This window comes from Halomonas hibernica, assembly GCF_013183775.1.
GTDB classification, from domain to species: Bacteria; Pseudomonadota; Gammaproteobacteria; order Pseudomonadales; family Halomonadaceae; genus Vreelandella; species Vreelandella citrativorans.
Map to the genome: position 1 here is coordinate 341,716 of NZ_VIFN01000002.1, position 25,400 is coordinate 367,115.

Annotated in this window: 25 protein-coding genes and 3 pseudogenes; 14 read left to right on the forward strand and 14 right to left on the reverse strand. The window is 53.0% G+C overall.

The features are described 5' to 3' along the window. Window positions 1-27 precede the first annotated feature (27 nt). The 5 genes from FKN99_RS05875 to FKN99_RS05890 all read left to right on the forward strand — a co-directional run bounded on the left by FKN99_RS05875 (window position 28) and on the right by FKN99_RS05890 (window position 6,559). Entirely contained in the window at window positions 28-1,194 is a 1,167-nt protein-coding gene (locus tag FKN99_RS05875) for a nucleotide sugar dehydrogenase (protein ID WP_172117017.1), read from the forward strand. A 165-nt stretch (window positions 1,195-1,359) separates the two neighbouring features. Then, window positions 1,360-3,339, forward strand: coding sequence for a polysaccharide biosynthesis protein (locus FKN99_RS05880; protein WP_172117018.1), 1,980 nt, complete (start codon window positions 1,360-1,362; stop codon window positions 3,337-3,339). 246 nt (window positions 3,340-3,585) lie between these two features. After that, window positions 3,586-4,569, forward strand: a complete 984-nt coding sequence (locus FKN99_RS18100; protein ID WP_406565415.1) for a glutamine--fructose-6-phosphate aminotransferase — start codon at window positions 3,586-3,588, stop codon at window positions 4,567-4,569. A 19-nt stretch (window positions 4,570-4,588) separates the two neighbouring features. Beyond that, the gene (locus FKN99_RS18105) at window positions 4,589-5,158 is read left to right on the forward strand and encodes an SIS domain-containing protein (RefSeq protein ID WP_406565416.1); all 570 of its coding nucleotides are present in this window, start codon (window positions 4,589-4,591) and stop codon (window positions 5,156-5,158) included. 120 nt (window positions 5,159-5,278) lie between these two features. Continuing rightward, window positions 5,279-6,559, forward strand: a complete 1,281-nt coding sequence (locus tag FKN99_RS05890; protein ID WP_172117019.1) for an O-antigen ligase family protein — start codon at window positions 5,279-5,281, stop codon at window positions 6,557-6,559. Between the two features lie 163 nt (window positions 6,560-6,722). Here the strand turns inward: FKN99_RS05890 and FKN99_RS17875 are convergent, their stop codons facing one another. The 3 genes and pseudogenes from FKN99_RS17875 to FKN99_RS18110 all read right to left on the reverse strand — a co-directional run. After that, a complete protein-coding gene (locus FKN99_RS17875) occupies window positions 6,723-6,974 on the reverse strand; it encodes an IS66 family transposase (protein WP_319941239.1) in 252 nt (83 codons plus the stop codon). Further along, a complete protein-coding gene (locus FKN99_RS17880; RefSeq protein WP_253926973.1) occupies window positions 6,952-7,233 on the reverse strand; it encodes an IS66 family transposase in 282 nt (93 codons plus the stop codon). The genes FKN99_RS17875 and FKN99_RS17880 overlap by 23 nt, the downstream gene beginning before the upstream one ends. 44 nt (window positions 7,234-7,277) lie before the next feature. Then, window positions 7,278-7,457, reverse strand: a pseudogene (locus tag FKN99_RS18110) (IS66 family transposase); the annotation flags it as partial. Between the two features lie 23 nt (window positions 7,458-7,480). On the opposite strand from FKN99_RS18110, the gene FKN99_RS18115 reads away from it, so the two are divergent. Together FKN99_RS18115 and FKN99_RS05900 are read left to right on the forward strand one after the other, a co-directional pair. Further along, window positions 7,481-7,774, forward strand: a complete 294-nt coding sequence (locus FKN99_RS18115; RefSeq protein ID WP_406565417.1) for a type IIL restriction-modification enzyme MmeI — start codon at window positions 7,481-7,483, stop codon at window positions 7,772-7,774. A 27-nt stretch (window positions 7,775-7,801) separates the two neighbouring features. Then, on the forward strand, window positions 7,802-8,116 hold the full coding sequence (locus FKN99_RS05900) for a hypothetical protein (protein ID WP_172117020.1): 315 nt from the start codon (window positions 7,802-7,804) through the stop codon (window positions 8,114-8,116). Between the two features lie 151 nt (window positions 8,117-8,267). Here the strand turns inward: FKN99_RS05900 and FKN99_RS05905 are convergent, their stop codons facing one another. From FKN99_RS05905 to FKN99_RS05925, 5 genes are all read right to left on the reverse strand, one after another. Continuing rightward, on the reverse strand, window positions 8,268-8,537 hold the full coding sequence (locus tag FKN99_RS05905) for a type II toxin-antitoxin system RelE family toxin (RefSeq protein ID WP_172117021.1): 270 nt from the start codon (window positions 8,535-8,537) through the stop codon (window positions 8,268-8,270). After that, the gene (gene relB, locus FKN99_RS05910) at window positions 8,521-8,745 is read right to left on the reverse strand and encodes a type II toxin-antitoxin system RelB family antitoxin (protein WP_089708390.1); all 225 of its coding nucleotides are present in this window, start codon (window positions 8,743-8,745) and stop codon (window positions 8,521-8,523) included. Before relB ends, FKN99_RS05905 begins: the two co-directional genes overlap by 17 nt. A gap of 94 nt (window positions 8,746-8,839) precedes the next feature. Beyond that, complete coding sequence (locus FKN99_RS05915) at window positions 8,840-9,412, reverse strand: hypothetical protein (protein WP_172117022.1); 573 nt, start codon at window positions 9,410-9,412, stop codon at window positions 8,840-8,842. A gap of 710 nt (window positions 9,413-10,122) precedes the next feature. Beyond that, a complete protein-coding gene (locus FKN99_RS05920; RefSeq protein ID WP_172117023.1) occupies window positions 10,123-10,458 on the reverse strand; it encodes a type II toxin-antitoxin system HicB family antitoxin in 336 nt (111 codons plus the stop codon). Continuing rightward, complete coding sequence (locus FKN99_RS05925; protein ID WP_253926974.1) at window positions 10,455-10,715, reverse strand: type II toxin-antitoxin system HicA family toxin; 261 nt, start codon at window positions 10,713-10,715, stop codon at window positions 10,455-10,457. The genes FKN99_RS05920 and FKN99_RS05925 overlap by 4 nt, the downstream gene beginning before the upstream one ends. Before the next feature lie 253 nt (window positions 10,716-10,968). Here FKN99_RS05925 and FKN99_RS05930 point away from each other — a divergent pair. After that, window positions 10,969-12,131, forward strand: a pseudogene (locus FKN99_RS05930) (IS4 family transposase). 653 nt (window positions 12,132-12,784) lie between these two features. Here FKN99_RS05930 and FKN99_RS05935 read toward each other — a convergent pair. From FKN99_RS05935 to FKN99_RS05955, 5 genes are all read right to left on the reverse strand, one after another. Continuing rightward, complete coding sequence (locus FKN99_RS05935) at window positions 12,785-14,089, reverse strand: TRAP transporter large permease (protein ID WP_087110758.1); 1,305 nt, start codon at window positions 14,087-14,089, stop codon at window positions 12,785-12,787. Further along, window positions 14,083-14,706, reverse strand: coding sequence for a TRAP transporter small permease (locus tag FKN99_RS05940; RefSeq protein ID WP_087110760.1), 624 nt, complete (start codon window positions 14,704-14,706; stop codon window positions 14,083-14,085). Before FKN99_RS05940 ends, FKN99_RS05935 begins: the two co-directional genes overlap by 7 nt. 46 nt (window positions 14,707-14,752) lie before the next feature. After that, on the reverse strand, window positions 14,753-15,775 hold the full coding sequence (gene dctP / locus FKN99_RS05945; RefSeq protein WP_172117024.1) for a TRAP transporter substrate-binding protein DctP: 1,023 nt from the start codon (window positions 15,773-15,775) through the stop codon (window positions 14,753-14,755). A gap of 375 nt (window positions 15,776-16,150) precedes the next feature. Then, a protein-coding gene (locus FKN99_RS05950) for an IS630-like element ISHsp2 family transposase (protein ID WP_076611625.1) occupies window positions 16,151-17,165 on the reverse strand; the annotation gives its coding sequence in 2 pieces (ribosomal slippage) (window positions 16,151-16,777 and window positions 16,779-17,165; 1,014 coding nt in all). Between the two features lie 68 nt (window positions 17,166-17,233). Continuing rightward, complete coding sequence (locus FKN99_RS05955; protein ID WP_087110764.1) at window positions 17,234-18,172, reverse strand: LysR family transcriptional regulator; 939 nt, start codon at window positions 18,170-18,172, stop codon at window positions 17,234-17,236. A gap of 184 nt (window positions 18,173-18,356) precedes the next feature. Between FKN99_RS05955 and FKN99_RS05960 the strand changes: the two genes are divergently transcribed. The 5 genes and pseudogenes from FKN99_RS05960 to FKN99_RS05980 all read left to right on the forward strand — a co-directional run bounded on the left by FKN99_RS05960 (window position 18,357) and on the right by FKN99_RS05980 (window position 23,311). Then, the gene (locus FKN99_RS05960) at window positions 18,357-19,700 is read left to right on the forward strand and encodes an aspartate aminotransferase family protein (RefSeq protein WP_087110766.1); all 1,344 of its coding nucleotides are present in this window, start codon (window positions 18,357-18,359) and stop codon (window positions 19,698-19,700) included. Between the two features lie 49 nt (window positions 19,701-19,749). After that, the gene (locus FKN99_RS05965; RefSeq protein WP_087110768.1) at window positions 19,750-21,240 is read left to right on the forward strand and encodes a CoA-acylating methylmalonate-semialdehyde dehydrogenase; all 1,491 of its coding nucleotides are present in this window, start codon (window positions 19,750-19,752) and stop codon (window positions 21,238-21,240) included. A 77-nt stretch (window positions 21,241-21,317) separates the two neighbouring features. Next, window positions 21,318-21,745: pseudogene (locus FKN99_RS05970) on the forward strand (alanine dehydrogenase); the annotation flags it as partial. A 55-nt stretch (window positions 21,746-21,800) separates the two neighbouring features. Then, a complete protein-coding gene (locus tag FKN99_RS05975; RefSeq protein ID WP_176372233.1) occupies window positions 21,801-22,067 on the forward strand; it encodes an Abi family protein in 267 nt (88 codons plus the stop codon). A 122-nt stretch (window positions 22,068-22,189) separates the two neighbouring features. After that, window positions 22,190-23,311, forward strand: a complete 1,122-nt coding sequence (locus FKN99_RS05980; RefSeq protein ID WP_087110770.1) for a PDDEXK family nuclease — start codon at window positions 22,190-22,192, stop codon at window positions 23,309-23,311. 114 nt (window positions 23,312-23,425) lie between these two features. On the opposite strand, the gene FKN99_RS05985 is transcribed toward FKN99_RS05980, so the two are convergent. Then, window positions 23,426-24,166, reverse strand: a complete 741-nt coding sequence (locus FKN99_RS05985; RefSeq protein ID WP_087110772.1) for an SDR family oxidoreductase — start codon at window positions 24,164-24,166, stop codon at window positions 23,426-23,428. A gap of 236 nt (window positions 24,167-24,402) precedes the next feature. On the opposite strand from FKN99_RS05985, the gene FKN99_RS05990 reads away from it, so the two are divergent. Then, window positions 24,403-25,347 carry an AraC family transcriptional regulator gene (locus tag FKN99_RS05990; protein ID WP_087110774.1) on the forward strand — a complete coding sequence of 315 codons (945 nt, stop codon included), beginning with the start codon at window positions 24,403-24,405 and terminating at the stop codon, window positions 25,345-25,347. Window positions 25,348-25,400 lie beyond the last annotated feature (53 nt).

Sequence of the window (25,400 nt, forward strand, 5' to 3'; positions counted from 1 at the left end):
TTATTGAATGAATTAAAGGGAGTTTTAATGAAAATCGCCATTGCTGGCACCGGTTATGTCGGCCTTTCTAATGCCATGCTGCTGGCTCAGCACAATAACGTTGTCGCGCTTGATATCGTGCCTGAAAAAGTGGCTTTGCTGAATGCGGGCCAGTCGCCCATTGAAGATGCTGAAGTGAGTGAGTTTCTGGCCACGCGTGAGCTGAACTTTACCGCCACGCTTGATAAAGAAGCGGCGTATCGTGGGGCAGATTTTGTCATTATCGCCACGCCAACGGATTATGACCCTGCCACCAACTACTTCGACACGCAAAGCGTTGAGGCCGTGATTCAAGATGTTGTAGCGATCAACCCTGATGCGGTGATGGTCATTAAATCTACGGTGCCGGTGGGTTACACCGCTGAGGCTGGTGAGCGCTTTAACACGCAAAACCTCATCTTCTCGCCGGAGTTTTTGCGTGAAGGCAAAGCGCTTTATGACAACCTTTACCCTTCACGCATCATTGTTGGCGAGCGTTCCGAACGCGCCGAAACCTTCGCTGGGCTACTACAGCAAGGCGCTGTTAAGCAAGATGCACCAGTGCTATTTACTAACAGCACCGAAGCAGAAGCCATTAAGTTATTTGCCAACACTTACTTGGCAATGCGCGTGGCCTACTTCAACGAGTTAGATAGCTATGCTGAGTGCCACGGGCTTGATACCCGCCAAATCATCGAAGGGGTAGGGTTAGACCCACGTATCGGCAAGCACTATAACAACCCCAGCTTTGGCTATGGTGGCTACTGCCTGCCTAAAGACACCAAGCAATTGCTGGCGAATTACAATGAAGTGCCTAACAACATGATTCAGGCGATTGTTGATGCCAATCGCACGCGTAAGGATTTTATCGCCGAGCAAATCATCAAGCAGCAGCCCAAGGTTGTTGGTGTTTATCGCTTAATTATGAAAACTGGCTCTGATAACTTTCGTGCCAGCGCTATGCAAGGCGTGATGAAACGTATTAAAGCCAAGGGCATTGAGGTGGTGGTGTTTGAGCCTGCATTGAAAGACGACACCTTTTTCGGCTCTCGTGTGTTGCGTAATCTTGAAGCTTTCAAAGCCGAGGCCGATATCGTGCTGACCAACCGCATGGCATCTGAACTTGATGACATAGCGGAAAAAGTCTACACGCGAGATCTGTTCGGCAGCGATTAATCTCACTAACAATAAAAGATGCTGACCCTCCCCATAGCACTGTGTTTTCCCCAATAGCACTGCTGTCATTATTAGCGCCCCTTACGGTGGCGATAATTCTTTGCGCTGCCGCCAAGCGTAGTCGCCAATTTGTTTATGAACACTTCGATTCTAGGGAAGAAAGCGATGGGAATAGTCACTGCAGTTCTTCGGCCTCTTTTTCGGTTACCTCGCCCTTATAAGCGCTTTATTCAGCTGTGTGTAGATGCTGGGCTTATCAGCGCAAGCTTCTTTATTGCGATGTTGCTGCGGTTAGATAACTGGGCATTTATTCATGAGCCCCGCGTGTGGTGGGTGTTGCCCGTTATGTTGCCTGTCAGTTTGCTGATTTTTGTGCGGCTGGGGTTTTACCGCGCGGTAATTCGTTACATGAGCATGCGGGCGTTTAAGGCCGTGGCGGCAGGGGTGGGTGCTTCTGCGCTTTCGTTAATTGCGATTAACTATTTATTACAATTGCCGGTGCCACGCTCAGTGCCCGCGATTTATGCCATGTTGGCTTTAATTTCCATTGGCGGTGTGCGGTTTGCTTTACGTGCGGTCTATTTAAAAAACCAACTGCGCTATAAAGAACGCGTGTTGGTTTATGGGGCGGGCTTTTCGGGCCGCCAGCTGGTGATGTCACTTCGCCATGGGCGTGAACATGAACCCGTTGGCTTTTTAGATGACCATAAACCGCTGCAGGGTGCCTTTATTCAAGGTTTAAAAGTGTATGCGCCAAACGACATTGCTCGGCTTATTGAAAACTATGGCATCGAGAAAATTTTATTAGCGATGCCCAGCGTTACGCGGGCGCGGCGTCGTGAAATTTTGGAAATGTTAGAGCCGTTGAGTGTACCTGTGCAAAGTATTCCAGGCACCTCAGATTTAGTTTCAGGTAAGTCGCGTGTAACAGAATTGCGCGATGTAGCAGTGGAGGATCTTTTAGGGCGCGACCCAGTACCAGCAGACCCTGTGCTATTAAGTGCCAATATTCGCGGTAAAGTGGTGATGGTTACCGGGGCCGGGGGTTCCATTGGCAGTGAGTTATGCCGGCAAATTCTTTATCAAGCGCCGCGTGAACTGCTGCTGTTAGAGGTATCTGAGTTCGGCCTTTATCGAATCGAAGAAGAGCTTAGGGCATTGGCGCATGCCGGTGGCATGAATTTCCCTATTCGTGCTTTGCAAGGTTCGGTGCAGCATCGCCCGCGTTTAGAGGCGGTTATGTGCGCCTTTGGTGTTCAAACGGTGTATCACGCGGCGGCCTATAAGCATGTGCCCATGGTTGAGCACAATATGGTTGAAGGCTTAAGCAATAATGTGTTGGGCACCTTGGCCTGTGCGGAAGCGGCCATAACCGCGAAGGCGGAAGCGTTTGTTTTAATTTCTACCGATAAAGCGGTGCGCCCCACGAATGTTATGGGTGCGAGCAAGCGTTTAGCTGAGCTTGTGTGCCAGGCGCTTGGGGCTAAGCAAAAAACCACGCTATTTTCGATGGTGCGTTTTGGTAATGTGTTGGGTTCTAGCGGTTCTGTTGTGCCGCTTTTCCGCCGCCAAATTCAAGCCGGTGGGCCGCTAACCGTAACCCACCCTGAAATTACCCGCTATTTCATGACCATTCCCGAAGCGGCCCAACTGGTAATGCAGGCTGGCGCAATGGCCCGTGGGAGGGATGTGTTTGTGCTGGATATGGGTGAGCCTGTCAAAATTGCTGAGCTTGCCGCGCATATGATTCGGCTTTCAGGGTTAGAGCCCACCTTCCCGCAGAGTGATGAAGGGCAGGTATTTCCCCATGCTGCCTCAGAAGGGGATGTAGAGGTTGTTTTCACCGGCTTGCGGCCAGGCGAAAAGCTCTATGAAGAGCTATTGATTGGCAATAACGTGAGTAAAACGCGCCATTCACGGGTGATGACTGCCCACGAAGTGTCGCTTTCATGGGCTGAATTGAAGCCGTTGTTGAAGCGCCTTTGCGATGCCTGCGAACAGTTTGACTATGATGCCTTACGTGAATTGCTGTTAGAGGCGCCCTTGGAGTATCAACCAACGGGTGAGATTGCCGATTGGCTGTGGAAGTCTCGTAGCGAGCTGATTAACCCAGGCCAGAACACCCTGCTTGACGCTGAAGCGTAAAGGCATACGCTTGGCTGAGAAGTAAAAGTTTTCCCTCGAAGGCCCAAGCGTTTAACGCCTGGGCCTTCGTCGTTTTAGCCTGTTTGTGTTTTAACCTGTTTGTACAAGATTGATTATGTGCGGAATTGTTGGCGCCGTGGGCGCAATGGAATGTACCCCTTTTTTGCTTTCGGGCCTGAAGGTGTTGGAGTATCGCGGTTATGATTCGGCGGGGTTAGCGGTGCTAACGGGGCTTCTGGTGCCTTGGTGCGTGCTCGCGCCAAGGGCCGGGTGGCAGAACTGGAAGCCTGCGTTGCGGAACAGGGCGTGGCCGGCAGTGTGGGCATTGCCCATACCCGCTGGGCCACCCATGGCGTGCCGGCACAGCGTAATGCCCATCCGCATATCTCTGGTGGCTTGGCGGTGGTGCATAACGGCATTATCGAAAACTACGCCGAACTCAAGGCCCAGCTGCAGGCGTTGGGCTATGAATTTACCTCTGATACCGATACCGAAACCATTGCCCATCTGATTCAGGCGTGCTGGAAAGGCCAGATAGGCGGGGCAGGAAAAACAGGCGAGCCTGCGAAGGATCTGTTCAGCGCCGTGCGTTGCGCCGTGGCCTACTTGAAAGGCGCTTATGCCTTGGCGGTTGTTAGTGAACAAGAAGCGGGCTGCCTGGTGGTGGCCAGGGAGGGCTCGCCGCTAATGCTGGGGGTGGGCGAACAGGGCCATTACTCTGCCTCAGATGCCTCGGCGTTGCTCTCGGTCACTCGGCGCATGGTGTACCTGGAAAACGGCGATGTGGCGCGGTTAACCGCTAATGCCATTGAGCTGGTGAATGGTGCGGGCGAACCGGTGGGGCGCGAGGTGGTCACTTCCCGCCTTTCTGCCGATGCCGTTGAGCTGGGCGATTACCGCCACTACATGCAAAAAGAAATGTTTGAGCAGCCCCAGGCGTTGGGCAATACGCTGGAAATGCTGAGCAGGGCGGCCAGCCTGCAGCCGGGTATTTTCGGGGCGGATGCCGCAGCGGTGTTTGCTCAGGTGGATGCGGTGTTGGTCATTGCTTGCGGTACTTCCAGCTACGCAGGCATGACAGCAAAGTATTGGATAGAGCAGGTGGCGGGGCTGCCGTGCAATGTAGAAGTCGCTAGCGAATACCGTTATCGTACATCGGTGCCTAACCCCAACCAGCTGGCAGCTGGCAGCACTGTTTTTGCTTACCCTGCTGCTGGCCAAGGTGAATAGCAAACTGTCCAATGATGGGATGGACGACTCACAAGAGCAGGCCTTTCTCACCGAGCTGCGCCATTTGCCGGTGGCGGTGGAAAAGGTGCTGGCACTGGAACCTGAAATTGAGGCCTGGGCGCAGCACTTTGCCCATAAGCACCACGCGCTGTTTTTAGGCCGGGGGCGCCATTACCCGATTGCCCTGGAAGGCGCGCTGAAGCTTAAAGAAATCAGCTACATTCACGCGGAAGCCTACCCAGCAGGCGAGCTCAAACACGGCCCGCTGGCCTTGGTCGATGCCGAGATGCCGGTGGTGGTGATCGCCCCCAACGACGAGCTGCTGGAAAAGCTGAAAGCCAACATGCAAGAAGTCAGCGCCCGTGGCGGGCAGTTGTATGTGTTTGCTGATGGCGATAGCCGTGTGGAAGTTAGTGAGGGCGTGAACGTACTCAAGATGCCGGAGCCCTATGGTTTTAAGGTCAGTGGACTTCTTTCGCCTGTGTTGCACGTGGTGGCACTGCAGCTGCTTTCCTACCATGTGGCGCTGGTGAAGGGCACCGATGTTGATAAACCGCGCAACCTAGCGAAAAGCGTGACGGTTGAATAGTCAGCGTAAGCGCTCCACTCGTCATCTCGGCGGTTATAGCGAAGAAATGAATACCTACCTTGGGCAAAGTGATTTTAGCAAAGTAGTTTTGGCAACGTAGCCTTATAAGAGCCGTCTTAAATGATAACGCTGAACCGAGTATGGGTTTTTCTGTTCGCCGCCTTGTTGATTGTGGTGCCCTGGGGGTATGCCGCTATTGCTCTGTTGGCGTTGGGTTCGTTAGTTATTTGGGTGGCGCTTAACCCTAGGCGCTTAACCTGCTTTCGTTCCCTGGATAAAGACGATATTGGGCTGTGCCTGGTGCTGCTGCTGTTTGGTGGCCTATGGCTATTAGATGTAGCACGCACCGGGCACTGGCCGGTGGGCCAAGGCAACCAGGGGGCCGGGTTGCCGTTTTGGCCGTTATTCGCCGCCGCCCTGTTGGTCAGCTTACGCTTACACCCAGTAACCCCCCGGGTGCTGTGGGCCGCGGTGAGCGTGGGCGCGTTGGGCGCAGGCAGTATTGCGCTATACGAGCGTTTAATACTGGGGCATGCCCGTGCAGCCAATGGCATGAACGCGATCCCCTTTGGCAACCTTTCGCTGCTGCTGGGCGCGCTTTCTTTGATGGGCGCCCTTTGGTGCCTGCGCGGCCCCAGCGTTCAGCAACGCGTGCTGTTGGTGGTTGCTTTAAGCGGTGGGCTGGCGGGCATGGTGGGGTCGCTGCTTTCTGGCACCCGCGGGGGCTGGCTTGCGGCGCCGCTATTGCTGTGGGTGATCTACCGGGCTGCCCGCGGGGTGCTGCCGCTAAAGCTGCTTAACCGCCTAGCCGCAGGCGTGCTCATAGTGGTTACCGTCATAGTGGTGATGCCGCAAAGTGGTGTGCGTGAACGGGTAGCCTTAGCGGTAAGCAACGTAGACGATTACTGGACGCAAGACGTGCGCGGCACTTCGGTTGGCTTGCGCTTAGAGATGTGGCGAGCTGGCGGCCAGTTGTTTGTTGAGCGGCCCTTGCTCGGTTGGGGTGAGGGCGCCCTTGAAGCCGCTAGAGACAACCAGGTGCGCGAAGGTGCGTTCCACAGCGGCATTAGCCGCTACGACCAGCTGCACAGTGATGTAATCGACACCGCCGCCAGGCGGGGCAGCTTAGGGCTAGTAACGTTGCTGCTACTTTATGGCGTGCCGATTTGGCTTTTTTGCAAACGCACGCGTGTGCCAGGCGCAGGCGCGGAAATTCGCTTGGTGGCCGCAGCGGGTATGATGGTGTCGGTCGCGTTTATAGATTTTGGCCTTACCCAATCCATGCTACGCGATGCCCGTGGTTTAAGCGGTTATTTGGGGTTGTTGATTATCTGCTGGGCGGTGCTTAAGCAGTGCCAGTCGCCTCCAATTGCAGCCGCCTTGAGCAGGGAAGGGGGCTAGGAGACTGATTCCCCTGATGGGGAACGTCGCAAATCGTAACGGATCATGACACCGAAGTGGCTAAAAAATGTAGTTACCGCTGTGGCTCTTGAGCGTGGAGAAATCCATCAGCTCGGCAATCTCGGCCGATCGTTGCAAGCGTATTGATTTATTTTATGCGATTTTATTCTATGCGATGTCTGATGCAATAAGGGCGCCCTCGTGTCAGCCGGGGCCACTGGTTATCCAGGTAGTGCAAGGCTTTACCCAGCGCACTCTTGGGCAGCACCTGCATTAATGACTTGTCGAGCCAGGTGCGCAGTTGGTCGATTAACGGACGGCTCTTCTGTTCACGCAGCGCGTGACGCGCTTCGGGTTCAAGTGCCTTCGCCTGTTTTTCCACGCCGTATAGCTTACGGATCTGATTCAGCGGCACGATCCGCTTCTTGATTAACCTGGAGCGTCGTCTCATCCATGTGGATCAGCGGGGCGTTTAAGAGGTGTTGGCGCAACGTGTCGATCAGCGGGATGATCCGTTCTCCCGCCTGCACCATCCAGCGTGCCAGGGTATTGCGGGGGATCTCGGCGCCATGGCGGGCAAAGATCTGGCTCTGCCGATAAAGCGGTAGCGCGTCCTGGTATTTAGCCGTCGCGACATAGGCGAGCAGCGTGGCGCTAGCATTGCTCTTGGGCAACAGTTTGGCGGGTGCCGGGGCGATCTTGACGCCCTCTTCGCACAGCGGGCAGGCGTATCGGTGTCGGTCGTCGCGTCATCAGCAGTGGCGTCGCTCTCCGATGCGTCTTCCTCGTCAACCGCCACTTCCGCTTCATTGATCAGAAGATCCCGCTGGTCGACACGGTACTTCTCGGTGGAGGGGCCGAACTGGCGCTCCAGGGCAAGCCGGAACTGCTCAAACAACGACTGTTTGGTGGCTTCCCAATGTGCTTCCTGATAATGCTCTTATCAATATAGCCTCTGATAGTTATTCAACTCTGGGGATTCTATCAAGCCGTATTCACTTTATTTGGTCATTGGCTACCGGTGGGACACAGGAGGATCGGCCTAGATATATTAAAACCCGTTGCTTTGAGACTTTTCCGTTCCCGGTACTCTCCGAACAGCAGGCAGCTGAGATCGGTAAGTTGGCCGAGCGCATCGACGCCCACCGGAAGCAGCAACAAGCCCTTCACTCGGAATTGACGCTGACAGGCATGTACAACGTGCTTGAGAAATAGCGCGCCGTCGAGGAGGTTCAGGGTAAGGTGCGTTGGCTACGCCTAGACTACCAGGCGCCGGAAACCACTCAGGTCGGCGCAGAGCTGGTCACTGATAAAACCGAGGCCCCCAAAGCTGCTGCGCCGGCTGCCAAGGGCAAGGCTGTTTTCCCCAAATCATTGCCCGAGCAGCTCAAGATGCTGCGCGAGACTTTGGCCGAACGTCCACATGCCGTCGATAGCCTGGCCGAGCTATTCAAGCGTAAGCCGCGTAAATCTATTGAAGAAGGGCTTCTGTCGCTCGCTGCTTTGAAGCTCGCTGAGCATGAGCAGAAAACGGATACTTGGTACGCGATGGGCTAATGAGAGGTTCAGCATTGACCAATAACGGGTTGGGAAGTGGTTCCGGGGCATGTCGATAAGGCCATCACGGCGATGCAGCAGGTGAACAGTGTGGTTAGCTGAATGAGAGGCGATGGTACTTGGCAACATAGAACCGTCTAGATACAGCGTATCAGCGGCGATAGATGTCGCGGCGGTGGCCAACTCGAATGACTAGAATGCGCACCTCCTTATCCTCAATGCTGGCGATGAGCCGATAGTCACCTACGCGGTAGCGCCATAGCTCACTGAGCTGTCCAGTTAGCGGTTTGCCCAGCTGCCGGGGGTCTTCTAGAGGCTGCACTCGGGAACGGAGATAGTCACGGATGCGCTTGGCGTCCGTATGCCTCATCTTCTTCATCTGTTTGACAGCATCGTCCGTGAGTTCAATCCGCCAAGCCAAGCTCACGCTCCACGTCATCCAGGCTGTGGGTGGTCATCTCGCCACGGCGTACCTGTTCCAGCGTCTTCTCGGCCAAGAAAGTATCCTCAAGGTCTTCCAAGTGCTCAAGGATCGCCTCGCGGGCATAGTAGGTTTTGGTGCGACCGGTGGCTTTGGCCAAAGCCTCGAGGCGATCCTCGATGTCTGCAGGGAGTCGTATGGCCAGCATAGTGAACTTCCTCTAAAGTGCTATACATGTATATCATATACCTCTGTCTACTCCCCCGCCACATCTACTAAGGCAAGTCTCTTGCGCTCTCCACTCAGTACCTCACGTTGATATCAATCTGCTCAGGACTAACGCCTAGATGAGCTGACAGGCCACGCTTGGCTTGGTCGATGGTAAGGAACCGTGCAGATGATGAGGAGTCGGTGTCCGATATTGCGTCGGTCGGAGAGACTTCCTTAGGGCGTAGATCGGATAGCCGTTTCCAATCAAGGTCAGTGCTGTTGAAGTCGATGCCAAGAACCGTCTCAGCCTTGTCACGGCTCATGTAAGCGACAGGGAAGCGCTGACCGTCGGTGCACATCTTCCAAGCCCCGGGCACTTCAATTTCGGCATATTCTTCGAAGGTGACAACGTAACGGGGCTTTTGGTCTGGTTCGCGAGGGGATTCTTTTACCCCTGTGACCTTGGCGATAAGGAAGGCAGTGCCATGCGATAAGTCTTTGGCTGTCCAATCTTCATAGTCACGGCGCCGGTTTCGTACACACACAAGGTATGACGCTTTTTGTAGCCGGTGTCGGTCTGCCGTCCAATGGCCTGAACCTCCATGGCGAGCCATGGGCGTTAGCCCTTGTCCGGTAAAGGTGAGTACAACGTTCTGATCTGACATAGAAACTCCGTATGTTTTTGTGTTTTCAGCGATAGAATAGCCTTTATTGTGTAGAAATAAAGTAAATTCTATCGATTGAAAATAAATTCAATCGATAGATATAAAAAGCTATAAGCTGTTCCAGCGGCTAGGTCAGTTGCGAAGAGCAAAACATACGGTCATTTTCTTTACGAGTGGTGCAGGGCCCTCTGCGGTGCGCTACGGGGCGTTTTTTTCGTAAAGAAATTTCGTACACATTTCTACGAACAGAAAACGACCGTTCACCAGGCCTAAAGAAATATAAACATAGGCCGATAAATGTTGTTCCAACACTTAGAATATTCCCGACATTTAACATAGTCTTGTAGCATTCATCGATCGGGGTAACAATGCGTTGGTCCTGAATTCAAGTAATAGGTGCTGCACTTATTAGTTGGATTCAGAAATTCCGCAACGAATACTACCGTCTACTGTAAATTTAGTAGTAAGCACCCCATCGTCGAGATGAAAGCGCGGATTGAAGAGTTTCGCGAGAACCTGCAGTTCACCGATATTTAGAATTACGTTGCCCAGCTAAGCTAAGAGAAAGCGATAAATTTAAATGTTCAATAAGTATTTAAAGACGCCAGCAAAACCAAACCGCCGAGTAGCCTAGCGATGCGATTTTCATAGCAATAGTCAACGGGCGAAAAAATGCGTGCATTTAAAACCCCACCAAAGCGGGGTTGGTATTAGGTGTGAATCTCATGTTCGATGGCGGTTGCCACAAACTGGTTTAGACTCTGCCCCCTAGCAGTAGCAGCATCTACTGCATGCTCGTGAATTTCAGCAGGCAGGCGAACCTGGAACTTGCCCGAATAGGACTTGGATGGCTGAATACCGAGGCGCTCGCACTCTTCAAGAAAAATGCGGAGGGATACCCGGCCTTCCTTGCGAAGATCGGAGACACTGTCGGCGTAGAAATCGGCGCCGCCGTTAAGTCCGACGAACTCGCCGCGAAACATTTCAACCTCTGGATCGTATTGAATCACGGCGCGATAGCCGTCGATAGCCATGATGTTGTTCATGGGGCTTCTCCATTCTCTTCTAACCACTTACGGATACTGGCAACGGCACCCTTGTCTGTATCTGGCGATGGGTGCGGACGGTGAAATACGCGCACTTCGCCGAACAGCACAACCGCGATGCGCGAGCCTTCGCGCTCATTAACCTCAGCACCAAGCGCCACGAACAGAGATTCTATGTCGCTCCATGCGATGGTGCCTGAAACAGGACGACTAAAGATGGCGGCCAGTGTTTTCGCGTGCTTGCGTTTCAACGTCATTTAGTACTGCTTTTTGGTACTATGAGTTTATTGGAAGAATCTTAGGCGTCACTCAGCATTGCGTCAAGTTCTACTCACTGGGTTGAGCTGCAAAGATGGCGTAGAATTTGCTGCCATCTGGATTGACAAAAAAGGGTAGAACGTTGAAGCGGATGAAGAAGCCCCGCCATAGCGGTAATGCCAGTCAGTTAAGGGTTCATCAATGAACTGACAATGCGATATTCCGGTATCAGGAAATTCTGATACCGGTTTTATGCATTTAAGTCAGTCCATTGATGCCATCGCTCGCGTTTCACCTGAACACTTCTCCAGCCTTGCGGATGTTCTCCCCCGAGTTGATTGATGAATGCCTAGAACACGCCGGTGTAGCCACCTTGCGTAAACGCCGTTTACAGCTTGATATGGTGATTTGGTCGATTATCGGTATGGCATTGTTTCGGCACATCCCGATGGGGCAAGTCGTTAATCAGCTCGATATTGTCTTACCCGGCCAACGTCCTTTCGTGGCATCCAGCGCCGTTGTCCAAGCACGTCAACGACTCGGGGTGGAGACCGTCAAACGTATTTTCGAATAAACGCAGGCCCTGTGGCACGAACAAACCCCTCACCCTCATTGGTGTGGTCTAAAGCTTTAGGCTTAGACGGTGTGGTATGGCGAACGCCTGACCACTCACTGACGTTCTTTGACCGCGGGGTTTATTCGCTGGGACTGCTGCATGCGTGGCAGAAAGCAGGCGAACAGCAGCCACTGGCTGATCCCGTTACGGAAGGGAACACAGTATGAAGAAATCTACTCGCTGGGGCGTCAGGATCGACTTGTTCGCCTGACGACATCGCCACAAGCGCGAGCGAAATGGCCAGACTTGCCCGCGACGTTAGAAGCCCGACTGTTGCGTCGTAAGGTCAAGGGAAAAGAGGTCCAGGTGCTGACGTCGATGACCGATCCGCTGCGCTTTCCTGCTGCTGATATCGTAGATCTTTTATAGCTATCGCTGGGAAATCGAGCTGGGTTACCGGGAAATGAAGCAGTCGCTGCTGGGCAGCCGGCTCACGCTGCGTAGCCGTACACCGGACATGGTTCGCTAGGAATTATGGGGTACGTTGCTCGCCTACAACTTGATACGCTTTCAGATGGCCCGAATGGCCTACAGTTTGGACAGTATTCACCCAAATCAATTGAGTTTTCACCACGCTGCCCATTTTCTTACCAAAGAGTTATCCATGTTGTCGGCAGTGCCACCTGGCCGTCTTCCCGAGGTAATGAGATCGATGCTAGAGATGGCACCTTCGTTCTTGCTACCTGATAGACGAGAAAGGTCGTACCCGTGTGCTGTTCGGGCACGACCACAAAAATATGCGGTTCGGAAAAAGCCTGTCAGGCTTAAAATAAGCAGACGACATACTCGACTCCAATGATGAAACCCTTTCGGCATTGTGTCAGTTCATCATGCTGACAGGCGGGGGAGAGGAGGTCCTTTTTCCGAGGTGATCATCATGGTGTGTTTAAGAGATAGGTAAGGCACTGCCGCCAAAGGTCAAAAACGTCCGAAAATCGGACATTTTAAAATCATGCAATGTGACCAATTTGATAGAGGCGATGGGCAACGATCGGTGTCAATCGTGATAAAGCGAAGAGAGATATTAGGGCTCGTTTTTTTATAAGTTTCTGTTTTGTATGATTTAAAATGGCAATTATCGCTAAGGTATTTAAGCAGGTGAGCTTATCGGCAAGGCTTGAAATTAGCCTCCGAAGCCGAGGGTCGCAGGTTCAAATCCTGCCGGGCGCGCCAGACATATCAAGGGCTTACGTTTATTCGTAAGCCCTTTTGTTTTGTCTATGACCATTTGTAAACGCGCGTCGGTTTTGGCATAGTCTGGCACAACAATTGGGACAACCTTCTTGGCAGTGATTAGCTCTTTTCTTGCAGCCTATTTGGCACTGGATCGAAACAAGACCACTTTTCATCTTGTTGATCTGCCCCGACCCGGGTCGGTAACGTTTAGTTTCGGTGAATCATATTTTACTAAAAGTAAGCTTACGTCTTATCTCACTCGATAGGGCATACCTGTTAGGTAATGCCCAAAATAAACCTAGGTAGGGCCAGTGATAACTCAGGTATGAAGGTCACTATCAGTACCATTGGAAGGTGGCCAAAGAGCAAAAACTTCATTGTGACCCCAAAGTACTTATCGAGAGATATTTTACTAACGCCTGCAGCCATATAAAGCATAGGTGCGCATGGTGGTGAGACATTACCTAACCCTAAATTGACGCCAACAATAGCGGCAAAATGAATAGGATGTACGCCAATAGCAGTGGCTAATGGCAGCAGCACAACTGCAGCTAAGATGCTGCCGGAAATGTCATCGACAATCATGCCGATTAAAAGCAGAACGAGATTTATAAGCAATAGAATGACGAGTGGGCTGTCTGATAGTCCCAGTAGAAAGCCTGTCACTTGGCTCGGCACCTGTTGAAGGATCATGGCGCGGCTCATCATGAAGAGAAAGAAAAGCACGGCAATGATTGACCCAATCGTCAATGTGGCTTGAATCAAGCCATTCCAGAATGCCTTGACGCTAAGAGTGCGGTAGAGCACAAATCCAGCAAAGGTGGCGTATACGAAGGCTATGGCTGCTGCCTCAGTAGGCGTCGCTATGCCTCCATAAATGGTGCCCAGGATGATGATAGGCATTAGAAGTGCCCAAATTGCGCTTTTACCGCTTTTCAGGATCTTAATGCCAGCCTGTCGTACAGGCAGTTTTTCATCAACTTGTATGTTGGGGTTGTTGCGCAGGAAAAAGAAATTCAACCCGACGTAGATAATCATCAGTAATACGCCGGGAATGACGGTGGAAAGAAAGGCAGCGCTAACGGAAAGCCCACCCGTTATCGCGAAGACGATCATCGGTACCGAAGGTGGGATGAGCAGTGCAAGTACCGAAGAGCATGCTACCAAGGCGGTTGCATGGCCAACAGGATAGCCCTCTCGAACCATTCGCGGAATCATAATCTGGCCAATCGCTGCGATGGCGGCAGAAGATGAGCCAGAAATGGCTCCAAAAAGAGCACACGTTATAACGGTAACAGCTCCCAGGCCGCCCTTAACTCTTCCTACGAAGGCATTGATGAAGTTGAGTAAGTGTGTGGATATCCCCGCTTGGGCCATTACCACGCCCGCTAATACGAAAAGAGGTAGCGCTAATAACGCAAAACTGGTTGTCGTTTGAAATGCATAAGGAATAAGGAATGAGATATCAGCACCAGTGCTGAGCAAATAGACAAGAGCACCAAGACCAAAGGCGAAGGCTATCGGCATTCCCAAGAGTAATAAAGCTACAATAATCCCGAGAGCTAGGGAAAAAATCAGCATCGTTGCCTCTCTTCTTTTTGTATGCGACGAAGGTCAAGGAACTGGTTAATCGTTTGCATGAGCAACGCTAATATAGTGCCTAAAAAGCCCACTACTAATGAGGCAGACCACAACCACCTAGGCCAGCGCATATAGGAGCTCAAGCGACCTCGATCGAAATCAAACATGGCGTACTTAATGGCAAAGTAACCAAACACCACGCAGACAGCTATGCTCAGTAGGGACATGCAGAGATTGATGATTTGGGTCTTGCTACGAGATTTAACAATAAGATCTAATATGCCGCCGCGTATATGCTCGCCCTCTCTAGTGGTATAGGCAATAGCCGGAAAATAAATCCATGCTCCTAGCAGCAGCGCAATCTCTTCAATGCCTAGAAATGGGGAGTTAAAGACGTAGCGCATTAGCACTTGACCAAACATCAAGCCACCCAAAAGAATGCTAAATATTGCCAGCGAACTTTTGAGAAGCATTGCATAAGCGGCTTCACACTTTAAAAAAACTGAATAGAGTGGGCTAACAGGAAAGTTTGGCACGGCAGTCACTTCTGCCACCTGGCTTACCTGATGGCTTTCATCCGCAGGGGAAAAGTCTTTTTCCTTTTCTTGTATTGGCATCACTTTACTCCAAAGAGAAAGGCCCACTAAACGCGGGCCTTGGGTCTTACTCAATACCAGCGGCTTGTCTCAGTTTTGCCATAATTTCGGAGCCGACCAGCTTCTCCATTTCAGGCCATTCTGTTTCATGAACAATTTGTGCAGCAGTGGCAATCTGCTCATCACTGAGTTCGACGACATCAATGCCTGAATCTCGCACTTTATCCAGGAATTCTTCACTCAAGCTCTGAGCCTCATCCCAAGACCACAGCACAGTGTCGTCGGCAGCGCTCTGTAGTAAGTCGCGGTTCTCCTCAGAAAGTCCTTCCCACCAGTCTTTATTCACTAGCCAGAAAGCAGTTTCAAAGTAGTCATTGGTAAGAATGTTCGTTTCCAGAACATCTCGCTGCTGGTAAGTTTCTACTGCAGTCGAAAAGGCTCGGGCATCGACTATACCTAGCTGTAGGGCGGTATAGACCTCTGAGAGTGGAATAGGTACTGATGCGAAGCCAAGGTTACGGAAGCGGTCAATGGCGATAGGGACAGGTGGTACACGGACCTTAATATTGTTGCCATCTTCGGGGAAGTTGACAGGGACTTCTCCTACGCCTTTGCGGATAACAAGGGAGCCAAAATCGGTAGGGATAATGCCGATAGTATGCAGGTCGAGATCATGAAATATGCTGTTATAGACTTCTAGCATTTCGCCATTAGGCCCATAGACATCCCGAGCGTCTTCCCAGTTCGAAACAACATAACCAAGCCATGAGAGGTCGAGGCGTTCGTCAAATTCCGAGGCACCCCAAGTCAGCGTCATCGGCACAACGCCTTGCATGGATTGCTCAAATAGAGACGTCCAGTCTCCTAAATCACCACCTTGGTGGTAGGCAATCTGAAACTCCTCACTTTCCTGAATCTCGTCGATAAAACGCTCAGAAATAGCGTGGAAGATATGATCGCTTGGCATGGCATGTGCCAATATGAAGCGCTCATTAGCTTGCGCTTGGGACGTAATGCCCACGCTCGCCATAGCAACGGCTGCAATCGCTACGCTTGTGCGAATCTTCGTAAGCGGTAATCTTTTCGGCATCTCTACTACTCCTTTCTTGTACTTTGTTTATTAAGAAGAGTTTTATAGTATATATTAGCTTAATAGACTGGGTGTTGAGCTTTAGTGCATGGTTTTTAGTTCTTGAAAATTATCCGCTATTGCTGTTTATGTTTTCTAGATCTAGATAAAGATTAAAGCCACCTTTGATCAACTTCTAGTTAATCAAAAATAGATTTACCCCTCCTGTCACTAATAGGTTTTTTGATTTATATCAAGCTCTTCGAATAACTTGACATTGCGAAGTTCAGGCTAGGGTAAATAATTTTTATTTTAAATAAGTATTTGATTAATCTAACGTAAGGTTTTGTTTAACATAGTTGGTTTTTGGCACGTAATTACCCCGTCTCTAAGTGCTTATTCAAAATTAATCGCGTGATCAGCTTCATAGCTACCCAATAGCCGGTGTACCTCTTCACAGAGGTGATCAAACGAAAGGTAAGCACTCAACGGCAGCCATGCGTACTTCATCTGACGCCACAGTATCTCAATCAGATTCAGCTCCGGCGAGTAGGCCGATAAGTAAACCAGATGCACACGGTGCGACATCCACTCGACTATTTTCCGCCTGAAGGCCTGCGAGCGATGCATGCTGGCGTTGTCGAGCACCACAACAGCGAAGGTATCGGTTTTTTTCTGTGCTACAAACTGGTCAAACGCTTCGATGACCGTCTCGGTGGTCACTGACCCGGTAGTGGTGTGGTAGATCAGTTTCCCAGCACGGCTGAGGAACCCCAATACGTTCAGCCTTCGGCTGTGTGAGTAGGCGGTCACCTCGCAGGGTTGCCCGATGGGACTCCACGCATAGGGTACCGACGACGATTGTGAAAAACCCGATTCATCAAAGTAATAGAGCTCGTGCTCACCCTGGTCCTCCTGCTGATGGAGTGCCTTGAGGAGGCCTTGGGTGTTTCGGAAATCCGTCTCGTCACGCAATGCTTTGAGTGAGTGCCGGATACGTTTGAAGCTGAAGTCATTTTTTTTTCAACGCTCGGCGAAGGGTCACCGTGCTGACGGTCTTGCCCGTCTCTTCTTCAAAACGGGCCTGCAAGGATCGAATCTGGTGAGGCTGTTCGGCGACGAGCTCCTGCAGTCGCTGATGATCGCTCTCGTCCAAGACGGGCGTGCGACCACTGCGGGGCTTGTCGATCAATCCATCGAGGCCTGACGCTTCCCATTGTTTGAGCCATCGTGATACGGCGTCGCGGCGGACCTCCAGTATCTGGCTAATTTGGTTGATCGTATGGCCTTGATTGCTCAGTAGGATGGCATGTGCACGGCGTCGTAGAGCACGCTTCTCACCGTGGTGATAGGCGGAGGACAGCGTCTGCTGTTCAGAGTCAGTAAGGGGAGCAACGAAACGCCTTAACATGGTTCCATCCGTTAGAGATATCAGACTCCAACGTTACACGAAAACTTAAGATCAGGCACTTATTATGCTTAAGTATTAGTGTTTGGAGAGGTGCTGATCAGTTTATTCAACTCATCAAAATATGTTTCCAAAACTAAATTAGAAAACCCTCCTTTACGGGTGATGGCGCTGTAACCTGTGAAGTAATGCCATTTATTGGGTGGCAGTGCTTTCATCTGCCCGTCGCGTACCCATCGCTCAGCATAATGAGTGGGCAGGTATCCGATATAGCTCCCAGACAGTATAAGAAAAGCAACGCCCTCGCGGTCGGTCGCTGACGCTGATGCTTTAAGCGGTTCATGCATTGCCTTTATTTCTGGTGTTTGGGCATAAGCGGGTACAACAGCGTCGTAATGTGGTAAGTCTTCTTCCGTAATATTGTTCGCGTGAAATAGTGGGTGTTCAGTCGAGCAGTAAAGTCTTGAGGTTTCTTCGTACAGTGTCAGGTAGTCAAGCCCTGGTAGAGTTTTGAGATTAGGAATAACGCCGGTATGTAAGCGTCCATCAAGAACGGCTAGCTCAATATCACTAGGCGGAATCATGCGAATGTTGATACGAACATCGGGGCCTTTCTCTTTGAGTGCATTAAGCGCATGAGTTATATGCATTTCGGGCATGGTTACTAGGTTATCGGTAATACCAATGTTGAGCTCACCTTTGAGCTGGGCATGCAAGCCGTTGACTTGAGTGCGAAATCCCTCAACTGCCGCTAAAAGCTGTAGAGACAATTGGTAAACTTCAGAGCCTTCATTCGTTAGGGCAAAGCCACTACGGCCACGTTGACAAAGGCGGAGGCCAAGTCGTGTTTCCAAGTCATTCATTGCCATGCTAATGGCAGCACGGCTAATGCTTAATTCGACTTCAGCCGCTGAGAAACCCCCGCATTCCACGACTTTTCGATAAATTCTGAGGAGCCGAAGGTCAGAGTCGCTTGGTTGCCCCATTGGCGCTACTTTCCGAAGTGCCATATTTTTCTTGCTCCTTACCTACACAGTGAGATTTATGTAACCCCCATCGTAGCGTCATCGTGCTTAAAAGTTAAGTAAGTAGTTATTTGAAATAAACTAGTTGTTTATTTAACTTATCAAAGAGGCGTTCTAGGCTGGTTTTCTAAACCCCATTAATGACAAGACTCTATAGAGGGTAATAGATATGTCAGCTCAAGAGTTTTCCCCTACTGCCGGGCTCAGCGTCGAGCAACTCGACGCATACTGGATGCCTTACACCGGCAACCGTCAGTTCAAACGCGACCCGCGTATCATCACCGGTGCCAAGGGCAGTTATCTCACCGATGCCCAGGGTCGCCAGGTTTTTGACGGCCTCTCCGGATTGTGGACGTGTGGCGCTGGGCACTCTCGCCCAGAAATCGCCGACGCGGTAAGCAAGCAGTTGCGCGAGCTGGACTATGCACCTGCTTTCCAGTTCGGGCATCCCAAGGCGTTTGAACTTGCTCATCGTCTGCGTGAGCTGACACCTAAAGGTCTGGATTACACCTTTTTCACCGGCTCGGGTTCCGAGAGCGCCGATACGTCCTTGAAGATTGCCCGCGCCTACTGGCGTAAGAAAGGAAAACCCACCAAGACCAAGCTGATCGGGCGTGCCAAGGGCTATCACGGCGTCAATTTCGGTGGTTTCAGTGTGGGCGGTATTGGTGCCAATCGGGCGCTTTATGGGCAGGGCGTCGATGCTGACCACCTGCCCCACACCCTGATTGCTGAGAACGCCTTCACCCGTGGCATGCCCGATCGCGGTGCCGAGAAGGCCGACGAGCTGCTTGAGTTGATCGCGCTGCACGACGCTTCCAATATCGCCGCGGTGATCGTCGAGCCACTGGCTGGTTCCGCAGGGGTAATCCCGCCGCCGAAGGGGTACTTGCAGCGGCTGCGCGAGATCTGCGACCAACACGATATCCTGCTGATCTTCGACGAGGTGATCACCGCCTTTGGGCGCATGGGATCTATGACCGGTGCCGAGGAGTTCGGCGTCACTCCCGATATAATGAATTTCGCCAAGCAACTGACCAACGGTGCGGTCCCCATGGGCGGCGTGATCGTTCAAAGTGAGATTTATCACACCTTCATGGAGCAGGGTGGTGCCGACTACATGCTTGAGCTGCCCCATGGCTACACCTATTCCGGGCACCCGGTGGCCTGTGCCGCAGCCCTATCGGCTCTGGACGTGCTCGAGCAGGAATGCCTGATCGACCGCGTGCGCGAGATGAGCCCAGTCTTCGAAGAAGCGCTTCACGGGCTTAAGGGCACGCGTTATATCAGCGATATCCGTAACTATGGACTCGCTGGCGCCTTGCAGATCGAACCCTACCCTGGTGAGCCGGCCCGCCGACCCTACGAGATCGCTATGAAGTGCTGGGAAAAAGGCTTCTACGTGCGCTACGGCGGTGACACCATTCAGCTCGGCTTGCCCTTTATCGTCGAGCGTGAGGAGATCGACCGCGTCGTCAATGTGATAGGCGATGCCATCAGCGAACTGAACTGAAGCTCTTACTTCTGCAGACTAAACCGACAGACCCAACAAGAGGCAACTCATGACAACACTCGGCCATCTGATCAACGGTGTGCGTGTCGACCGCGAAGAGCGTACCCAGGATATCTTCAACCCCTCCGTCGGCGAGGTTGCCGGCCAGGTGAGCTTGGCGAGCAAAGCTACCGTCGAGGAGGCCATTGCCGCTGCCGAGGCCGCCTATCCGGCCTGGCGTGACACCCCGGCCGCCAAGCGCGCCCGGATCATGTTCCGCTTCAAGCAACTGCTGGAAGAGCATGCCGACGAAATCGTCCGCCTGGTCGGCCAAGAGCACGGCAAGATAGTGCATGATGCGCGGGGCGAACTCGCCCGGGGTATCGAGAATGTGGAGTACGCCTGCTACGCCCCGGAGCTGCTCAAGGGCGAGCACAGCAAGAATACCGGCCCCAGCATCGACTCCTGGAGCGAGTTCCAACCCTTGGGCGTGGTGGCTGGCATCACGCCGTTCAACTTCCCGGCGATGGTGCCGCTGTGGATGTATCCCATGGCCATCGCCTGCGGCAACACTTTTGTTCTCAAGCCCTCCGAGCGTGACCCCAGCTCGGCACTCTACATTGCCGAGCTGGCCCAAGAGGCGGGGCTGCCCGCCGGCGTGATCAATGTGGTCAACGGTGACAAAGAAGCCGTCGACACTCTGCTCGACGACCCGCGCGTGCAGGCCGTCAGCTTCGTCGGCTCCACTCCGATCGCTGAATACATCTACTCCCGGGCAAGCGCTAGCGGCAAGCGTTGCCAGGCCTTGGGCGGCGCCAAGAACCACGCCATCGTCATGCCCGACGCCGACATGGACAACGTGGTCAACTCCTTGAACGGGGCGGCCTTCGGTTCGTCGGGCGAGCGCTGCATGGCGCTTTCCGTTGCGGTGGCCGTGGGCGACGAAGCCGCCGATACGCTGATCGCCAAGATGCAGGAGCAGATGAAGTCGCTCAAGGTCGGCCCCTTCTCCGACAAGAGCAACGATTTCGGCCCGGTGATCACTAAGGCGCACCAGGAGAAGGTCTGCGGCTATATCGACAGTGCCGAACAGCAGGGCGCCACCATCGTGGTCGATGGGCGCGGTGTTCAGGTGCCGGGGCACGATAATGGCTTTTACGTGGGCGGCACCCTGATCGATCGGGTGACACCCGAGATGACCTGTTACCAAGAGGAGATATTCGGCCCGGTACTACTGGTGGTGCGCGCCGGTTCCATGGATGAGGCGATGAAACTGATCGACGATCACGAGTATGGCAACGGCACTTGCATCTATACCCGCGATGGGGAAGCGGCACGTTATTTTAGCGACCGTATTCAGGTTGGCATGGTGGGCATCAACGTGCCGCTACCGGTGCCGGTCTCCTACCACAGCTTCGGCGGTTGGAAGCGTTCGTTGTTTGGCGACCTTTCCGCCTATGGCCCCGATGCGGTACGTTTCTACACGCGGCGCAAGACGATCACCCAGCGCTGGCCGTCGGCCGGGGTTCGTGAGGGCGCACAGTTCTCTTTCCCCTCCTGATCGAGCCGGGTCTACCAATATCAGCGCATGACCGGAGGGTCATGCGCTCGGCCTCCTAACAAAAAGAGATAATGATCATGCAGATTGCTATTTCCAAGGAAATCAAAACCACGAATATCGTGTCGCCTTGACCCTCGCCGGCGCCCGCGAGCTGGTCAGCCGTGGTCACACCGTCACCGTGCAGGCCGGGGCAGGAGAGGGCGTTGGTTTCGCGGGTGCTACCTATGAAGCCGCAGGCGTCCGCACCGAGGCTGATGTGGCTAAGGTGTGGGGCAGTGCTGAGCTTATACTCAAGGTTAAGGAGCCGCAGTCCGAAGAAATCAAACGCCTCAAGGGGGGCCAAACGCTGTTCACTTACCTCCTCTTGGCCGCCGAGGAAGCCTTGACCCGGGGCCTTATCGAAAGTTGTGCCACCTGCATCGCCTACGAGACCATCACCGACCGTCAGGGCGGCCTACCTTTGTTGGCTCCGATGAGTACGGTTGCCGGACGCATGGCTGCGCAGCTTGAATTATTTACGCAATGTATGTGCCCATCATAGTCGGTTGTGGAATCGCAATATGACGGACCAGCCGCGTAAGCCCGCCCATAGTGAGGCCTCTCTATTTTCCCTGGGCTGGCAAAACTCCCATGTTCAGGCGCGTCCTTTCCTACTGTTCTGTATTGTTCAGTACCTATTGATGACGGTTAACCCGACGAGCACTTGGTGGGCCCGCTTATCAGAGTTGTTAAGCAGTTTCCCAGATTTGCGCGAAGCAGGGCTAAATCTAAAAGGCATGGGAATTATAGAAGGCTGGGAGCAGTGGGAATGGGAAGCAAGGCAATAAAAAACCCCTAAGCAATGCTACTGCGTGGCAGTTTCACCGATAGGGGCCGTGTTGGCGTAAATACTAGGCGCCCACGTTTCGAAAGGCAACACTTTTTAACACCTGTAGGGTGGCAAATTACTATGGCCATTGAGCAAGGAATCTGGAAGCTCGCGAACACTCCTGGCGCGCTTCCACAAAAGCTGCTACCAACGGGGCTGGCGGATGAAAGCCTGCTGGAAGAGCAGATTATGCAGGATGTCTCAATTCTGAATCGGGACTGGCTGCTGATCGGCCGTCAGGTGCGTACCGGCTTTGGTAAGCTGATCGATCTACTGGCCGTAGACGCCAACGGCACGGTAATTGTGATAGAGCTAAAGCGCGATAAAACCCCGCGTGATGTCGTCGCTCAGGCTATCGACTACGCCTCTTGGGTGGTGACACTTGCCGATTACCAGTTGATTGATATTTACCAGCAGTTTGCCGAGTGCTATGGGCGTACGCTTGTCACTTTGGGCGAAGCCTTTGAGGCCAAGTTTGGTATGGCGCTGGATAGTGTGACACTCAACGAGAGCCATCAACTGGTCGTGGTCGCTACGCAGTTGGATGCCAGCAGCGAGCGCATTATCAACTACCTGAACGAACACGCCCAGCTGTCCATCAATGCCATGTTCTTCTCCGCGTTTGAAGATAACGGCAATCGCTATCTCAGCCGCGCCTGGATGATTGACCCTGATGAGCCGCCTAAGCCGGTAGCACGTAAAGCCAATAAAGAACCGTGGAACGGCGAGTTCTACGCCTCATTTGGTGACGACCGGCCGTGGGAGCTTGCTCGGCGCTTGGGTTTTATCGCCGGTGGCGGTGCTACGTGGTATTCCAAAACGCTGGCAATGCTTTCAGAAGGCGACCGGGTGTGGGTCAATATCCCTAAAACAGGTTACGTGGGCGTTGGAGAGGTTATCGGCGAGCGCAGCCAGGCCACGGAATACCCGTTTGAAACGGAAAACGGCCCCAAAACGTTACTCGATATAGTGCGTCCAGATGATTACCCGCACTTGTATCAAGAGCTTAATGACGAGGAAGACAACGCTGAGTACCTGGTGCCGGTGCGCTGGCTCTATACCGTCGAGCGTGCGCAGGCGTTCAGCGAAGTGGGGCTGTTTGGTAATCAAAATACGGTGTGCAAGCCTACCGCGCCTAAGTGGTCGCATACGGTTAATCGGCTTAAGCAGATGTGGCCGTTAGATGTTCGTTCTCCAGCTTGATGCTAATTCTCTAGATACAGTAATTACACCCTCGGAAAGTGCCTTAACGCTCACCAAGGACGTGCCTGATTACCACCTCAGCCCGATACCCAGGCACGTTTCACCACTAAAAAACTACTGACTAGCAGTAGGCCGCACCACAATATCGCTGGTGTCGACGTCGTCAGGCTGGTTGATAGCATGGGCGATGGCGGCAGCAATGGCCTCGGGTTTAAGGGCAATCTGGCGGTAAGCTTCCATGGCCTCGGCGGCTTCCTTGTCGGTGATGGTGTTGGCCAACTCCGACTCCACAACGCCGGGATAAACGCAGGTGACGCGCAGGCAGTTGGTTTCCTGGCGCAGGCCGTCAGAAATGGCGCGCACGGCGTATTTGGTCGCGCAGTACACGGCGGCGGTGGGCACGACACTCAGCCCGCCGATGGAGGAGATGTTGATAACCTGCCCCGCCTGTTGCGCCTGCATGGTGGGAAGAACCGCCGCGATTCCGTTTAGTACGCCACGAATGTTCACATCGATCATGCGGTTCCACTCATCTACCTTGAGCGCTGCCAGCGGGGAAAGTGGCATAACGCCTGCATTATTGATGATGACATCGATGCGGCCATGGGTGGTGATCGCAAACTCGGCAAACGCCTGCATATCTTCACGGCTAGTGACATCCAGGGCCTGGTAATCAACTGTGCTGCCGTTGGCACACAATTCGCGCGCCAGTGCTTCCAGTCGGTCGGTACGTCGCGCACCAATAATTAGGCGATGGCCTTGCTTGGCCAGTTCGCGGGCCGTGGCTTCACCAATACCGCTGCTGGCGCCGGTCAATAAAACAACTTTAGAGGGGACGTTCGATAGGCTGGTCATGCGTTTTTCCTGTTGTGGGAAAGTACAGGGAAAGCGTAGGGGATGCCCACGAACGGCAATATAGACGATCCTCTTGCATGCTTGCCTAAAGCTATTAATTGGCGGGCTGGAGGCAGGAAACTGACCCAACAGCCTATACTATTACTCTTATGTTGGCTCCGGCACTGGCCGTGCCAGTGTTAGTGTCAGAGGCAGAAAGCAATGGCGAATAGTGAGAGCATTGAACGAGGTTGCTCATGGTAGCGAGTAGCGATGCGGTAGTGCAGCGCCGGATAATCGAACGGTTATATCAACTCGCCCCGCGCGAGGGATATACCCAGTCGCTGGTGGATGAGGTGCGCCTGATGCGCTCAAACCGGACGCTCAAAAACACCCCGGTGCTATATGAGCCGAGCATCGTCATCATCTGCCAGGGGCGTAAGCGGGGCTATCTGGGCAGCGAAGTGTATCTTTATGATGCGCATCACTATCTGGTGCTAGCGGTACCTCTGCCGTTTATTTCAGAGACAGAGGCGAGCCCTGACGTACCGATGCTGGGGATTGCGATCCGCCTTGATACAGCGGTCATTGCAGAGCTTGTCACCCAGCTGGATGAAACGGTCGATGTTCAGCCAACCCCACCCCGCGGCATGCTTTCCACACCGCTTGATCAATCGCTTGCCGGTGCAACGCTACGCTTGCTGGATGCGCTGGCAACGCCTGCGGATGCACGCATTCTAGCACCGTCCATCGTGAGAGAGATTTGCTACCGGGTACTGACCGGCGAGCAGGGCGGAAGCGTTCGCTCGGCGTTATCCCACTATGGGCAGTTCGGGAAGATAGCCAAGGCGCTACGCCGCATCCATGTACATTACGCCGCTCCGCTGGAAGTGGGCACGCTCGCCCATGAGGTGGGAATGAGCGCTCCGGCGTTTCATGCGCACTTCAAATCCGTCACTCAAACCTCGCCTATCCAGTACATCAAATCGACGCGCTTGCACCATGCGCGGCTGTTGATGATTCGTGATGGATTGACCGCCGCTGCTGCGGCGAGCCGGGTAGGCTATGAAAGCCCTTCCCAGTTCAGCAGGGAGTTCAAGCGGCTATTTGGTCAGCCACCTGCAGAGGAGGTGCGCGCTATGAAATTGAGTCTGGCGTTATCACCGCCTGCTCCTATCACCGATATCGCTTCGTTGCATTGAGAACGATACGATGCCAGATGCTAACTCATTAGCACATTTTATAATCTCTCAGC